The organism is Pontibacter arcticus (genome assembly GCF_003284895.1).
Lineage (GTDB): Bacteria > Bacteroidota > Bacteroidia > Cytophagales > Hymenobacteraceae > Pontibacter > Pontibacter arcticus.
Window position 1 is genome coordinate 941,785 of the sequence record NZ_QMDV01000002.1, and the last position, 15,936, is coordinate 957,720.

12 protein-coding genes are annotated in these 15,936 nt (G+C 42.8%); 7 read left to right on the plus strand and 5 right to left on the minus strand.

Annotation, left to right across the window (positions count from 1 at the left end; genetic code table 11):
* Positions 1–81: 81 nt before the first annotated feature.
* Positions 82–1,194 carry an alanine dehydrogenase gene (ald, locus tag DP923_RS09265; protein ID WP_112305532.1) on the plus strand — a complete coding sequence of 371 codons (1,113 nt, stop codon included), beginning with the start codon at positions 82–84 and terminating at the stop codon, positions 1,192–1,194.
* A 192-nt stretch (positions 1,195–1,386) separates the two neighbouring features.
* On the opposite strand, the gene DP923_RS09270 is transcribed toward ald, so the two are convergent.
* Together DP923_RS09270 and DP923_RS09275 are read right to left on the minus strand one after the other, a co-directional pair.
* A complete protein-coding gene (locus DP923_RS09270; protein ID WP_239020982.1) occupies positions 1,387–2,343 on the minus strand; it encodes a DUF3575 domain-containing protein in 957 nt (318 codons plus the stop codon).
* Between the two features lie 233 nt (positions 2,344–2,576).
* Entirely contained in the window at positions 2,577–3,029 is a 453-nt protein-coding gene (locus DP923_RS09275; RefSeq protein WP_317047274.1) for a type I restriction enzyme HsdR N-terminal domain-containing protein, read from the minus strand.
* 83 nt (positions 3,030–3,112) lie between these two features.
* Between DP923_RS09275 and DP923_RS09280 the strand changes: the two genes are divergently transcribed.
* Positions 3,113–3,886 (plus strand): AMP nucleosidase, encoded by a 774-nt coding sequence (locus tag DP923_RS09280; protein ID WP_112305533.1) that lies wholly within the window; start codon positions 3,113–3,115, stop codon positions 3,884–3,886.
* Positions 3,887–3,902: 16 nt separating this feature from the next.
* A complete protein-coding gene (locus tag DP923_RS09285; protein ID WP_112305534.1) occupies positions 3,903–5,552 on the plus strand; it encodes an amidohydrolase in 1,650 nt (549 codons plus the stop codon).
* Between the two features lie 117 nt (positions 5,553–5,669).
* Here the strand turns inward: DP923_RS09285 and DP923_RS09290 are convergent, their stop codons facing one another.
* Positions 5,670–6,971, minus strand: coding sequence for an MFS transporter (locus DP923_RS09290; protein ID WP_112305535.1), 1,302 nt, complete (start codon positions 6,969–6,971; stop codon positions 5,670–5,672).
* 83 nt (positions 6,972–7,054) lie between these two features.
* Positions 7,055–8,539: a hypothetical protein gene (locus DP923_RS09295; protein WP_112305536.1), complete on the minus strand. Its 1,485-nt coding sequence runs from the start codon at positions 8,537–8,539 to the stop codon at positions 7,055–7,057.
* Between the two features lie 540 nt (positions 8,540–9,079).
* Here DP923_RS09295 and DP923_RS09300 point away from each other — a divergent pair.
* The 4 genes from DP923_RS09300 to DP923_RS09315 all read left to right on the plus strand — a co-directional run bounded on the left by DP923_RS09300 (position 9,080) and on the right by DP923_RS09315 (position 13,769).
* Entirely contained in the window at positions 9,080–10,801 is a 1,722-nt protein-coding gene (locus tag DP923_RS09300; RefSeq protein ID WP_239020983.1) for an ABC transporter substrate-binding protein, read from the plus strand.
* Positions 10,802–10,812: 11 nt separating this feature from the next.
* Positions 10,813–12,174 carry an ABC transporter permease gene (locus tag DP923_RS09305; RefSeq protein ID WP_112305537.1) on the plus strand — a complete coding sequence of 454 codons (1,362 nt, stop codon included), beginning with the start codon at positions 10,813–10,815 and terminating at the stop codon, positions 12,172–12,174.
* Positions 12,174–13,256, plus strand: coding sequence for an ABC transporter permease (locus DP923_RS09310; RefSeq protein WP_112305538.1), 1,083 nt, complete (start codon positions 12,174–12,176; stop codon positions 13,254–13,256). The genes DP923_RS09305 and DP923_RS09310 overlap by 1 nt, the downstream gene beginning before the upstream one ends.
* Positions 13,257–13,505: 249 nt before the next feature.
* Positions 13,506–13,769: a hypothetical protein gene (locus DP923_RS09315; protein ID WP_112305539.1), complete on the plus strand. Its 264-nt coding sequence runs from the start codon at positions 13,506–13,508 to the stop codon at positions 13,767–13,769.
* Positions 13,770–13,949: 180 nt separating this feature from the next.
* On the opposite strand, the gene DP923_RS09320 is transcribed toward DP923_RS09315, so the two are convergent.
* Entirely contained in the window at positions 13,950–15,656 is a 1,707-nt protein-coding gene (locus DP923_RS09320) for a T9SS type A sorting domain-containing protein (RefSeq protein ID WP_112305540.1), read from the minus strand.
* Positions 15,657–15,936 lie beyond the last annotated feature (280 nt).

The window sequence follows — 15,936 nt, forward strand, 5'->3', positions numbered from 1 at the left end:
AAAAGCAAATAACGTATACTCTTTTATTTATACCCAGAAGTGGTATCTTTGCGGAGCTTTTAAACAAAATAACTGAACGACATGATTATTGGTGTTCCAAAGGAAATTAAAAATAACGAAAACCGTGTAGGTGTAACGCCTGCAGGCGTTATCGAACTGATTCGCAATGGCCACAGCGTATACGTGCAGGCAACTGCAGGCGAAGGCAGCGGTTTCAGCGACGAGAAGTATACAAAAGCGGGCGCAACTATACTTCCAACTATTGAAGAAGTATACGCGACCGCTGAAATGATCATTAAAGTAAAAGAGCCGATCGCATCTGAGTATAACCTGATCAAGGAAGACCAGTTGCTATTCACTTACTTCCACTTTGCTTCTTACGAGCCGCTTACGCACGCCATGATTGAGCGTAAAGCTGTTTGCTTAGCTTACGAAACTGTAGAGCGCCCTGACAGAAGCCTGCCTTTATTGGTGCCAATGTCTGAAGTTGCCGGTCGTATGTCTATCCAAGAAGGTGCTAAATATTTAGAGAAGCCTTTGAAAGGCCGTGGTATACTTTTAGGTGGCGTACCGGGTGTTCGTCCTGCTAAAGTATTGGTGCTTGGTGGTGGTGTGGTTGGTACAAATGCTGCTAAAATGGCTGCCGGCCTTGGCGCGGATGTAACCATACTTGATACAAACTTAGCGCGTCTGCGTTACCTGGATGATATCATGCCAGCAAACGTAAATACCATGATGTCGAATGAGTACACCATCCGTGAGCTTATTCCATCACATGACCTGATCATTGGTGCAGTGTTGATCCCGGGCGCTAAAGCTCCTAACCTGATCACGCGCGACATGTTAAAGGATATGAAGCCAGGAACTGTATTGGTTGACGTAGCAGTAGACCAGGGCGGTTGCATCGAAACTTGCAAGCCTACTACCCACGAAGATCCTACCTTTATTATTGATGATGTGGTACATTACTGTGTAGCGAACATGCCAGGTGCTGTGCCTTATACTTCTACGCAGGCGCTTACAAACGCTACCTTGCCATACGCTATCCAACTGGCTAACAAAGGCTGGAAGCAGGCTTGCGCTGATAGCAACGAGCTTAAATTAGGATTGAATGTAGTGAATGGTAAAGTTGTCTACAAAGGGGTGGCTGAAGCCTTCAATTTAGAGTATACTCCAGTAGATTCTATCCTGTAGTTTATACTTCATACTTACCAAAACGGCTTCTTACTTAATTGTAAGAAGCCGTTTTTATTTTCATAATTCAAGTATGTTCATCCAAAGTATGGCCATGAGATTTTAATATGTGGATCTGTTGGTTTATACTTTTACATAAAATCCCTTCTACCAGTCAGGCAGAAGGGATTTTATGTAAAAGTATAAATTTAATTAAAATGCAACCCCTAACGTAAAGCCTGCACGCAAACCAGCAAAAGGACCATTTGCTTTCGCATTTACACCATTGTCGGTTACAGTTGCTTCCAGGTAGCGCTTATTTCCTACCTCCCCTAACGACTCTATTTCTTCTTCCAGGTCTCTTCTTTCTGCCATTGGCATATCTCTGAGGTCTGACGTTCCGTTCGCTGTACCGGTCATTTTACCAAAATGGCCGCCCACTATGTTCCAGTCAAAAGTTACGCGTTTCGCGATCAGCCATTGCGCTCCCAACATGACACCACCGCCATAGCCTTTGGTCTGGATGCTGATCGGCATGGCATACGTTTGGGTTTCGCCTTCATACTCATAATCGTAGTCGAAGCGCATATCCGTGTAGCGGCCGTAGAGCGATACATAAAAGCCTCGTGCACCTACCTTTTTGCCTGTATAAAACCGAAGCTCTCCTGTGAAGGCATTATTGGACATGAACATTTTGCTCATATCTTCTTTAATATTGAAATCTTCTGAATCATCAAAAGCACCGGCTTCATCCGCAATTTCAATTCCTTTTTTTAATAACGGTACATCATTTAAAGCTGATTTTGGCATAAAGCGATACCCAACAGAAAGCGTCATTTTTCTTCTGATAGCACGCTCGTAGGTAATATTGTAATTATTGAATAGCAGTGAAGTAACATTCAATTTTATAATATTCTTTTTGTAAAGCTCATTCGCAGCAATGTCTGGCTTCACCATCCCTTCGGAAACTTGCGGACCGGCCGTGATTACTACAGAAGGAGCCTCAGCGATAGTAGTTGAAACAGGATTTTCTGCAGAAACGGTAGTATCTATAGATGCAGCCGCTATATTACTGGAATCATTTATTACTTGTACAACTTCTGTAACAGACTGGGCATAACTAACAAAGCAGGGCAAGGAAAGAAGTAGGAGCGTAAAAATTCTCTTCATATAAATAGATAAATATCAAAAGTTACAAATATCAGAACTTCTAACTTTAGTTTAAATACCATTCACTAAATATATGATTTCATTTATGTTAATTCTTACAACTTTATACTTTATAACTTTTTCATACTCAGGTTAATGTTTTGGTTCTTGTTTATAAACCTGAAACAGCAGCTGGAATACGCAAAACAAACCGGGTATGTACCAGGTTCTAGAAAACCTATAGAGTAGTTGCGTTAAGTAAGCGAGTAGGCCGGAACCTGAGCAAGCGGTATGTATTGCTTTGTTTGAAAGTTAATTTCCCAGCAAAAATGTTGCAGCCCGTTCGTTATGACAACGTATTTTGCCTGTAGCGACTGGTTATATACTGAAACCTGTTTGACCACATCCTGCGTAATAGCCACATGCGCAGCTTTGCATTCAATCAGTACATGCGGTTTTCCATCTGAATTATACACGCACAGATCGGTTCGCTTTTGCAAGCTGTTGTAACGGGTACCGCGCTCAATGCTGATCAGGCTTTTAGGATAATGAAGCACGTTGATCAAATAATGCAGGAAATGCTGCCGCACCCACTCTTCCGGCGTAAGTACAACATACTTTTTGCGAAGGATATCAAAGATCAGTGGACTGGCTTCCGCTTGTTTAATTTTATAATCAAAGGGCGGCAGGTTGAGCTCTTGCATCATGCAATTTACACTTTTACAGGCACTCTTTTACCCGTTTTAACGAAGTAGAGGGCATATAATAGCTTTATTTTATATATTACACCATGAAAACTAAAGAAGAAATAGTAAGTGACTGGTTACCCCGCTACACCGGCGTGCCTTTAGATGAATTTGGAGAATACATTCTGCTCACCAATTTTGTTAATTACGTACGCATGTTTGCCGACCGTTTTGGCGTTGAAATGCACGGACTTGACAAGCCCATGCAGACCGCAACAGCCAATAATATTACGATCATAAATTTTGGTATGGGTAGTGCTATGGCAGCCACTGTAATGGACCTGCTTTCCGCTATTAAACCTAAAGCGGCTTTGTTTTTAGGCAAATGCGGTGGCCTGAAACGCAAAACGCAGATCGGCGACCTTATACTCCCGATTGCAGCTATCCGCGGCGAAGGTACATCTGATGACTATCTTCCTTCCGAAATTCCAGCCCTTCCATCGTTCCGTTTGCAGCGTGCCGTATCTTCGATGATCAAGAAGCACGAAATGGATTACTGGACCGGCACCGTTTATACAACCAACCGCCGCGTTTGGGAGCACGACGAAGAGTTTAAAGAATACCTGCGCCAGATACGTGCGATGGGAATTGATATGGAGACAGCCACTATTTTTACGGTAGGCTTTGTAAACGAAATTCCGCATGGTGCGCTGCTGCTTGTTTCAGATAACCCAATGATACCGGAAGGTGTGAAAACGTCGGCAAGTGATGTGCTGGTAACAACAAACTACGTGGAGAAACACCTAAGCATCGGCATCGATTCGCTTCTGGAGCTAATTAATTCCGGCGAGTCTGTGAAACACATGCGTTTCGAATAATTACTGATCTGACTATATGAGAAACCCTTTACGCTCCTTTGCGGCAGCCGTCCTGTTGGGTGGTGCCTTTTTAAGTAGTTGCTCCAACTCCACTCCCGCCGACCTGATCGTTTACAACGGTACTGTTTATACGGTAAATGAGAATTTCGAGAAGGCGGAGGCTTTTGCTGTAAAAGATGGCAAGATCATCGAAGTTGGTACTTCCGAAAGTATAAAAGCAAAGTATAAAGCCACAGAAGAACTTGATGCGGAAGGCAAAACTATTTATCCCGGATTGATAGATGGCCATGCCCATTTTTTCGGGTATGGACTGGCACTGGAATCTGCTGACCTGGTTGGTACTACTTCTTTTAAAGAGATTGTGCAGAAAGTGCAGGAACAGCAGAAAAAGTACCCGGATGCTGACTGGATAACCGGCCGTGGCTGGGACCAGAACGATTGGAACGTAAAGGAATTCCCTACAAAAGATACCCTGGATCTGTTGTTTCCGGATGTAGCCATTATACTTACGCGCATTGATGGGCACGCTGCTTTGGCTAACCAGAAAGCGCTGGATCTTGCCGGCGTTACGCCGCAAACGAAAATGGTGGGCGGCCTGGTAGAAACTGAAGGCGGTAAAATGACCGGTATCCTGATCGATAATGCAGTTGACCTGGTTACAACCAAAATTCCGGAAGCCACGGAAGAGCAGATTCAGCAAGGCCTGAAAAGTGCACAGGAAAACTGTTTTGCCGTTGGCTTAACCACTGTGGTAGATGCCGGCCTAGATAGAGCAACGGTTGAGCTGATGGATGCCATGCATAAGAAAGGCGACCTGAAAATGCGCGTTTACGCCATGCTGAACCCGACGCAGGCAAACCGCGACCATTATTTTAAAAGCGGGCCTTACAAAACCGATTGGCTGAATGTGCGCTCCTTTAAAGTATATGCGGATGGCGCGTTAGGATCGAGAGGTGCAAGCTTATTGAAGCCTTACGCCGATAAGCACAACCACTTTGGTTTCCTGCTGGATTCTGAGGAGAGCTTCCGTAACCTGGCGAAAGAGATGAACCAGTATGGTTTCCAGATGAACACACATGCCATCGGCGACTCTGCCAACCGTTTGTTACTGGATATCTACGGCGAAACGTTGGGCGGCAAAAATGATAAGCGCTGGCGTATAGAACATGCCCAGATCATCAACCCCGCTGATATGGCCAAGTTTGGAAAGTATAGCATTGTGCCTTCTGTGCAGCCTACGCATGCCACTTCGGATATGTACTGGGCCGGCGACAGGCTGGGCGCAGATCGTTTAAAGCATGCTTATCCGTTTAAAGAATTGCTACAGCAAAACGGTTATATCCCGTTGGGTACAGATTTTCCGGTGGAGGATATAAATCCGTTTTATACGTACCATTCGGCAGTTGCCCGCCAGGATGCTAAAAACTACCCGGCTAACGGCTTTCAGATGGAAAATGCACTGTCTAAAGAAGATGCACTGCGCGGCATGACCATCTGGGCAGCTAAAGCCAACTTCGAAGAAAAAGAAAAAGGCAGCCTTGAAAAAGGGAAATTTGCTGATTTCATACTTGTAGACCGCGATCTGTTAACTGTATCTGCAGATAAAATGCGCGAAACGCAAGTGCTGAGAACTTACATTAACGGCAAGCAAGTATATAAAAAGTAAGAAATTATACTTCAACAAAAAGGTCCGCTGCGGTTTATACTGCAACGGACCTTTTTGTTTGGTTATACTCTAGAGCAAAGTATAAATTGCTTGAGTTTATACTTCGCTCATTTCAGTTTATACTTTCAGCGTACTTACTTTTCTCTGTGAAAGCAAGAAAATCAACCCTACCAGAAAGAAAACAGCCAAAGCCACCACGCTAAAGCGCATAGAGCCTGTAAGCTGCGCTATTAAACCATAAGCCAGTGTACCCAGCACGATCGATACTTTTTCGGTTAAATCATAAAAGCTGAAGTATGATGCGTGGTCTATGGTATTGGCAGGTATAAACTTAGAATAGGTAGAGCGGGAAAGTGCCTGAATCCCTCCCATTACCGCCCCTACTACGGCAGCCAACACATAAAAATCAGTTTCGCCCCGGATGTAATAGGCTCCAATACAAATGCCAATCCAGATAACTACGCCGCCGATCAAAGCTTTAATATTGCCATACTTGCCTGATAATTTTGCGAACGAATACGCACCTGCTACCGCCACGAGCTGAATAATCAGGATAGTTAAAATAAGTGCATCGTCTGGCAATTTAAGTTCTTCTATGCCAAAGATGGTTGCCACATACATGACCGTTTGCACGCCCATGTTGTAGAAAAAATAGGCCAGCAAAAACCGTTTGAGCGCCGGCAACTTCTTTACTTGTTCCAGCACTTTCTTCAGTTCTTTCACACCGTTTAAAATCCAGCTTCCTTTGGGCTTGAGGTGATAGACATTGCCGGGAAGATGGTAAAAAGTATACTGCGCAAAAACAAACCACCAGATGCCGGTCGTCAGGAAGGCGATGCGCGGCGGCAGGCTGGTGTTATCTGCTGCAATCCCAAACCAACCCGGCTGCATGATCATCGCCAGGTTAAAGATTAGCAAAAGTACACTGCCCACATAGCCCATCGCAAAACCTCTGGCACTTAACTTATCGTACTGGTCTTCGGTTGCAATTTCTGGCAGGTAGGCATTATAAAACACAATGCTGCCGCTATACCCCACCGAAGCAAGTATAAAAAATAACACCGAAATGGTAAAGGTATCTCGGGTAAAAAAGTATAAACCGGCACAGGACAGCGCACCCAGGTAGCAAAAAAACTGCATGAACATTTTTTTGCGGCCACTGTAATCTGCAATGGCAGTCAGAAAAGGGCTCAGAAAAGCGATGATCAGAAATGAAGCCGATACAGCATACGAAAACAACACCGAACTCTGTACTTCAAAACCGAAAAAAGGCACTATAGAAGAGCCAGTAGTTGTGTTTTTAGCTACCGCGCTGTAATATATCGGAAAAATGGTGGAGGTAATAACAAGCGAGTAAACCGAGTTGGCCCAATCGTAAAAGCACCAGGCCCTGGTTATGGTAGGATCGTTCTTTTGCATCCGGAAATATAAGCAAATCCATACTTTTCAGGCTCCACTTTTTGCCTGTCAAATAAATTTATACCTGGTAACTAAATGCCTTGTTAAGTTTTTTTTGTTTCCAGGGAGGCTAAAATCACTTCCCACAAATGCTCGTACGGCACGATCTCAATCTCAGCATAAGCATCGCCTGGCGTTGGAGTTTCCTGCAGTTTTAAGTAGAGCCGCTGCCCTTTGGTGCGGCACGCCTTGGCGTTCAGGTTTTCGGTAACGGCAAGTATAAGCAACTTAATAAATAACTTACTGCGCTGGCTAAAGCTGTCTTTCAAGTGGAAAAGAATGTACTTTTTAAGCCCGTCGATGCGGTAAATTAACGCTTCGGAATCGCCCTTCTGCAGGAAGTATACAAACTGAAGTATAAGTATGGCCACATTAAACCCTTGCTTATCCTTGCTATACTCGGGCAGCGACACAAACAAATATTCTTTCATGCGGGCGGCAAAGGTCTCGTTAAGGGTTACCAGCGATAAGTAGGCACTATACAGCAACCAACGCTCTACAGATGCCGGTGCAAGTTTATGGTAGCTTGGGTTAGCAGTAACATCCTTTACAATACTTTCGGCCATACTATAATTCTTGGAATGTGAGGCCAGCAGAAAATAATTTTCCATGTAAGCAAACCAGTTACGCGTGCCAGCTTCAAACTCACTTACAAACTTATTGGCATAAATTAGCCCGCTGGCGTATTCTTTTACCCGTAAGTGAGCATAAATAAGTATGAATTTGTTGTAAAGCGATTCAAAACGTTCCGCATTGATTTTCCCTTCGCTTACCCACTTTTCTGAAAGAAGCGTTAGCTCCAGTATTTTAGAAAAATCACCTTCCAGCTCGTGGTAGATCATGGAACCTTTGTAATAAGCATTAAAGGCATCAAAAGTACCGCTCAGAAGCCAAAGGCGTTTCAGATCATCTACTGCATCTGGCAGAGTTGGCAATACTTCCTTCCTGGATTTAATGGATTTTTTGGTTTTCGCTTTAATGAACTGGTAAATATTAACGGCTTCGCGTTCGTGCCTTTTTTTCTCCAACTCAATGCTCAGCAGTTGTTTATATTTCACAAACGCTTTTACATCGCCTTGCTCGGCATAACAAAAAAGTAAGAGTTCATAGCAGGCAATCAGTAAGTTGGTAAACTCAAACTGATTTGAAATGGTAATGATCTTATTAGCCAGATTGGCTGCCAGTTTATACTCGGCCAGTTTTAACAACACCTGCGCCTGCTGCAGGGAAGTATAACATTCAATTTCTTTTTGGGAGAAAAACCGCAGTTTAATTTGTTGAAGGTTAATTAGAACCAGATTGTTATATAGTTTCTTTTTTAACCGATGCTTCAGCATCTTATACCTTATATCATTGGTATCGCTTTGATATAAGTCATTTGCAGCTTCGTCATCGTTAGCATACTTATCATTTCTAAGATTTTCAAGGAAGTAGCCTTCTTTCGTTTCAGCTGTAAGATCGTGGGGTAAAACTGTCTTATAGTTTTTAGAAAACTCAATTAATCTGGCCAGGCTTTTAAGTTCTTCCATAACTTGTTTTTAACGCGTTACTGAGCGTTTTTAAATAATAGCTGAATATGAAAACGAATATCTGATAATAAATCAATGATCAGCAGCACAAACAAAATATTTTTTTTTATTTTTTACAAATGTTACTTTTTCAAAATATTTACCTCAAATATTACTGATTCTATGGGTTTATTTAATAATTTTAGTTGTTTAAATATAACTTAATTTATTTTTAAACCCTAAATACTTAAGTTACTTTTTAGCCTAAAGTTTCCTTTTCTATATACACCCATTACGTCATATTTGTATAAACTATTAAAACCCTCGGTATGATAACTATAATCATTCAGTTAATCCTTAACCTTATTACTCTGAATCCGGATGCTCCGAAATCAGATAAGGTTACTCCAGTATCTAAAGAAGCTACAAACCCAGATGATTTAGCAACATCTACATTCGGTGGCACTTCTACGTGGACTGACGGTGGTTGATTTTACCAAGGCAGCAGGTTAATTTTTCTTATCTTGCCTCTACTCTTTTAGCTAAAAGATGATTTTGAAGATGAAGAAAGTTAACCTACTGTTTTATATCTCTTTAATTTTTTTAAGTTTCTGTAGCCAGCCTGCCCGTGAGCCTGAAGAGGTTAGAATCAGGCTGGCCGCAGATCCTGAAAATCTGAATCCGGTTAGCTATACAAAAGCAGATGCTCTTCAGATCATTAATCTGATTTTCCAGGCGCTGTTAACAGTAGACTTGGCAGATAATACCATTAAACCGGCTCTGGCTGATGCTTTACCCGTTATTGCAAGACACGATTCGGTTACACATTTTACGTACAGGTTAAGAGAAGAAGCCAGTTGGGCCGACGGTAGCCCTGTAACAGCAAAAGATGTTGCCTTTACTTTAAAAGTAATGAAAGCACCTCTGCTGCATAATGAGCAGTTAAAGCCACAGGTAGCGTTTATACAGGATATTGTTTTAGACGCAGCTGATGCAAAGAAATTTACGCTGGTTTGCCAGGGCTTTACTCCCGAAATGCAATTACTGACCGGAGATTTTTTTATACTTCCAGCTTATCTCTTTGATCCGAAAAAATTACTCGACTCTTACTCGGTAACTGATTTTACCGACGACCTTTCCAGGTTAGAAAACGACACAAAACTTAAGACATTTGCCACCTGGTTTAATAGCCCGGATTTTAACCGCAGTGCAGCTCTTTTAAAAGGAAGCGCCGGTTACGAACTGGAAAACTGGACCACCGCGCAATATGTTACCCTGAAACGTAAGACAGACTGGTGGGGAAACAACCTTCGCCAGCCTGTTTCTTACGTTACGGCTAACCCCACCCGCATCAGTTTTCAGATCATTCCGGATAACACGACTGCCTTATTAGCGTTAAAAAATAAGCAAATTGACATACTGGATAACATTCCGGCAGCTGAGTTCACCAACCTGAAAAACAATAAAGCTGTTACTGAAACGTATGCTTTATATACACCGGATGCCTTCGACCTGGTTTATGCCGGACTTAATACACGGCAGCCCAAGTTCGGGGATAAGCAAACACGCCAGGCTATAGCGCACCTGCTGGATATCAATAGTTTTATTAAAATATCGCAGCAATCTTATGCCAGCCCTACTGTGGGCCCGGTGCCCCCTTCTGTAAAGACCTACTATAACAACGGATTAACGCCCGTCTCATTTGCTCCCGCTAAAGCTACGCAACTATTAACATCGGCTGGCTGGCGCATAACACCGGAAGGCTGGTTTAGAACTGTAAACGGTGAAAAACAACACTTAACCATTAACCTTATATTCAGAGCAGGAAATACGGCATTCGAGAATTCTGCATTGATATTTCAGCAGGCAGCAGCAAAAGCCGGAATACCGGTAAACGTGCAGGCCATTGAAGGAAGTGTTGTAAGCCAGCAAGTTCAAGCGCATACATTTGATATGTTCTTCCGGACACTTACCGGCAATCCGTTTTTCTTTAACTTCAAGCCATTGTTTCATACTTCATATAGCGAGCAAGGCGGCAGCAACGCAACAGGTTTTGGCACTACAGAAAGCGATCGTCTACTGGATGAGTTCATTGTTGCGGAATCAGAAGAAAAAAAAGCAGCGCTGTTAAAAAGGCTTCAGGCCATACTTCAGGAAGAAGCGGCTTTTATCTCGCTATACTATCAAAAAGACCGCATAGCGATCCGTAACAAGTATGAAAACCTGAAAATATCTGGTCTGAGTCCGAATTACGATGTGAGTGCGTTTAAAATTAAAAACTAAGCTTTTGCTGCATGCTTGGTTTTTTTATAAAACGTCTGTTATATGCCTTGCCCAGCCTGTGGCTGATCGTGACGCTTATCTTTATATTAAGCAGGTTGCTGCCAGGCTCTTTTGCTTCCGAAAATATCCTTCACTCCCAGTCCGAAAGTTATTACAGCAAAAGCGACAAATCCGCAAAACAGCAGGCATACCAGAACTACCTTCTCCGGACTGGTCAGCACTTGCCTTTGTTCTACTTTAGCGTAACGGCTAACCCGGAACCCGACACACTTTATAAAGTATACCCGGAATCGGAACGGCTGCACTTGCAAAAATTAGCCTGGCAGTATGGCAACTGGCCTTTGGTTACTGCTTATTACAAAAATTTACAACGTATAAACCCCACTTCAGAAACAAAACCTGCACTGGAAATGCTACGAAAAGCCGTAGATGGGAAAGCCATACTTTCGGCCCTGGCAGATTTAAAAAAGGCAGCCCCCTACTCCTCCACTGTGCAGGAACTTGAAAAAAGTGCAGATAATCTAATTCGTAACGGTACAGGTTATACTTACCTTTTACCGAAACTGCATTGGCATGGCACCCAAAATCAATACCACACCTGGCTAGCCGGTCTGTTTACAGGCGATGCCGGGAATTCTTTCCGGGACAGCAGGCCTGTGCAGGATATTATTCTGGAAGCCTTACTGAACACCTGGATCATCGTATTGATCAGCTTACTTCTGAGTTGCCTTTTGGCGATGGAACTGGCTATACTTTTTTTGCAACGCCCGTTCATTAAGCTAAAGCAGCTTATTATGCCTGTTTTGTTTTTGCTGGATAGCGTACCCCTGTTTGTGCTCTGCCTTTTGCTGCTCGTCTTTTTCGCCAATCCTGATTTTCTGCAGTTGTTTCCGGCTTATGGTATGGGGTTTTTTCAGACTGGAAATTTATCCTGGACCGAGCAATTTATTAACCGGCTTCCCTTCCTTATTTTGCCAATTTTATCGCTTACCCTTGCTTACCTGCCTTATATTACAAATCAGTTTTATAGAGCGATGTTGGATGCCGATACTTCGGATTATGTGCGTACTGCACGTGCAAAAGGTTTATCGCATAAAAAGGTTATCAGGCTGCATATTTTCCGGAATGCCTGGTTGCCTATGATTACGGTAATATCTGATTTTATACCTGCATTGGTGGCTGGTGCAGTAATCACGGAAACCATTTTTGCAGTTCCGGGTATGGGCAGTTTGCTTGTAGCATCCGTGCAGGCCCGTGATTACCCAATTATCGTTGCCATTGTTTTTGTGGTGGCGCTTGTCAGGTTTGTATCTCATTTGCTGGCCGATGCCGCTTATATGCTGGCTGACCCGCGCATCCGGTTACAAAGATAATGCATACCTTACTCCAGGACCTCCGCCACCTCTGGAAACTGAAACCAGCCTTTCGGATTGCCAGCGTCTACCTTATACTTTGGGTGGTACTTTCACTTTTCCTGCCGTTACTGCCGTTGGTTTATGAGCCAAATTCGCTTGATTTAAACAATATCATGCAGCCACCTTTTCAGAATAACCCAAGTCAGCCAACCCATTATTTGGGAACAGATGCTATTGGCCGGGATGTGCTTTCGAATGTGTTGTATGGCGCTCGGACAGGCTTTTTCATCGGGGTACCTGTGATGCTATTGGCTTCCGTTATCGGAGTTATACTGGGTGCAGCCGCCGGGTATTTTGGAGACGCCAAACTTAAAAGCAGCAAGGCTTCTATCTTCGCTCTGTGGCCGCTTACGCTGTTCAGTTTATACTTTTACGGGCTCTACATTCCGGCCCAGGCGGCTACTTTACAAATGCCTGTTGCAACTGCAAGCATCGGTATGCTAATTTTTATACTTGCCGGGGCATTTATACTTTTGAGAACGCTCCTAAACCTCATCCCTTCACTTAAAAAACAGGTTACTGTTCCGTTAGATTATATTATTGTGCGGTTAATTGAAGCTGTATCAAGTATTCCGTGGCTGATATTGGTGCTTATGCTGGCTTCATTTTTACAACCGTCCGTCACCATGCTTGCTTTTATTCTGATCCTGACTTCGTGGATGGGCATTGCACGACTGGCACGCGCGGAGATGCTTCGGATAAAAGCGTTACCCTACATGGAAGCTGCCACAAGCCTGGGCTTACCAACCAAACGTATATTGCTGCAACATGCACTTCCCAACATGCTGGGCCCTATTTTAACATCTTTCACATTTGGTTTGGCCAGCCTGCTCACCATCGAGTCAACACTTTCATTTTTAGGAATCGGCATACCTCCTACTGTTGTTAGCTGGGGCCGCCTTATTACAGGCATCCGGTCTGATACGTCTGCCTGGTGGCTGGTTGTGTTTCCGGGGATATTTTTAGCTGCCACTGTACTGGCTTTGCAGGTTTTTAACTACTACCTGTTAGCACTTAGTGCAAATAAAAAGAAAGCATAAATGTTACTTTAAGGCCGAGTTTTCTCATAAAATAAGAAAGACAAGTTTTAAGAATGCATACTTATACTTCAAAATAGCTGCTTAATTTAATTTAAACGCTATTTCAGAAAGTACTCATCTACAAAGTATGCTTTCAGGCAGTTAAATCTCCCAGCCAATTCCATGTTACTTTTTAACTAAAGTTTCCTGTCAACCTTTTCACTTTATCGTTATCCTTGTATGAAATAAAAACTTTAAGCCACCTGTAACATGATTAATACCATTTTGCCTGCAGTAGCAGTACTTTCGGAGGTGGGGAACGTTGCTGTTAGTCCGCCGGGTGCTATTCAAAAGTTTGTACCTGCATCAGATCAGGAAAACATCAGCTTTTCGACCACATACGGTAGTGTATTAAATTACACGAATGGCGAAAATGCGGTTTCGAGTGGCTCTGGTATTTTTATAGGTGATTATTTCGTTGGCCTGGCCGAGAACCCACACCTACCTGTCAGTTCTACTTATATTCGATATTAAGAAATAAATATTGGAGTGAAAGCTCTACTAAGATTTTGGTTGATTAATGCTTTAATTGGTTGTTTGTGTTTAGATTGTGCAAGAAACCCTGTAGTTCCCGCTACAGGGTTTCTGTTTGTATAAATTTATACCAGCACGCTGGAAGTATAATTACGAATTACATTTTATACTTCTGAAAAGCTATTGTTTTAAAAACCGGTGTGTTTCTTTACGTTGGCCATCGTTTACAACTAAGAAATAAGCTCCACCTGGCAAATGGCTTACAGAAACAGTTTGGTTGGCTGCTGAGCTGCTTTCGATGGTAGCCATTGTTTTGCCGGAAGCATCAAGTATAAGCAACTGTGCACGGGCTACATGTAGATTCACGTTAACATCCTGGTTAACGATGGTAGGGTAAACAACAGCCATTTTTTCGTTTTTAGAAGTTGGGTTGCCTACTAATTCCACTGAAATCACTTTGGAAAAAGATACCGTGCCATCCAAATCTACCTGCTGCAGGCGGTAATAGTAAATGCCTGGTGTAGCTGTTGCATCCGTATAGCTGTAGCTTAATTTAGCAGAACTGTTACCAGAACCTTTCACCTGCCCATGTGCCGCGAAATTTTCACCGTCCTGGCTGCGCTCTACAATAAAAACATCGTTATTTTTTTCCATGGCAGTTGCCCAGTTAAGTACAGTACCGATATCCTGCACCTTGCCTTTAAAGGAAATAAGCTCTACCGGAAGCGGAGCCGGGTTGCTTCTGCCATAAAAATTATACATCCCGATACCTTGCTGGCCACGTGCTGCATCGCCATTGTAATATGCAATATTTACCTGATCAACCGGCTCCGTGAAAGAAACCATGGTATTGCCCAGCTCAGAATCCGAAGGGATATCATAAACTGAAGAACTGATGATCTCTCCGGATAAGGCGGTATACTTTGTCTGTGTACTCGCTGCTTTTACATTTTCTTTTGTTGCAGTAACAATCTTACCATCTGGAGCAACGCCGGTTACTACAATCTTGTCCTGAAATTGTCTCACTCCCTGATCTACATCAAATAATGTAAAGGTCAGATCTGAAACAGGTTCTTCAAAGTCAATACGAACTGTGGTACCTCTAACTGCCGTTGCTCCCGTCTGAACCAATGAAAAAGAAGTTTTAGGGCTTTGAAAACGATCATTGCCAATTAAGGCTTCTGTTACATTTACACCTGCATCGCTGGTGCGGGAAAAGCGCATGGCTATGCCATCGAGTCTGTAAGGCGTTGCAGATTGCGGACCTGAAACTGCAAAGGGGTTCTCTTTTGCAGGTCTGGAGCTCCATTCAAATCCTGATAGCTCTACACCCGGCAGTGTTGGCGACATAACAGGCTTTTTGGCTGTTACAGTGATATTATCAATAGCGAAGTATTGCTCTTCACCAACTTTTAACCTCCAGGTTAACTTCAGGTTTTTAACGTTTGATGTTTCTTTCGGGAGTAAAATACGGTTGCCACCGTTTACAACTTCCCAGCTATTGTAGTTAGTATTATCAGCCCAACCTGTTACTTTTTTTGCTGTGCCGCCGTTTATGCTATAGAAAAGCTCCAGTTCATAGTCATTTTTTTCCCAGTAATAAATAAATAACCAACGCAGCTGCGAAGATCTGTAACCGGCCCAGCTTACACTAACATCAGTATAGCCCTCCGTAGAAATTCCAGTTAAATCAAAAGCACGGGTCTGCACTGATTTGCTTTCCTGCGTTCTCCAGCTGCCTGAACTGCGGGACCATGATCCTGAAGGAGTTGCTACAACCTCTTTATTGTTACTTGAAAAATTCTCTGCGTAAAGTTGTGTTTGCTGGGCAAATGCAGAAGTTAATGAAACCAGCGTAAGCAGTAATAGGAAGTATAGTTTTTTCATGTCTTTAACCTTAAGCACATAATGGATAAAGAAAAGACCACGCCATAAACACAAGATCAGTGTTTAGACACAAACCTTCAAATATTAAACAATATAATATAGTATATTCATAATCAATGTATTAGGCAACTAAATTGACTTTAAAATTCAAGGAAAAATATTTTAAGAAAGGATAAAACTAATTACCAAATTGAGTTTATATTCCCTTTATGGGAACAAATTCCAAATATGAATTCCAATACTGGAATAGGATAGGCCTATGTAGTAGGACGTTAGTTTT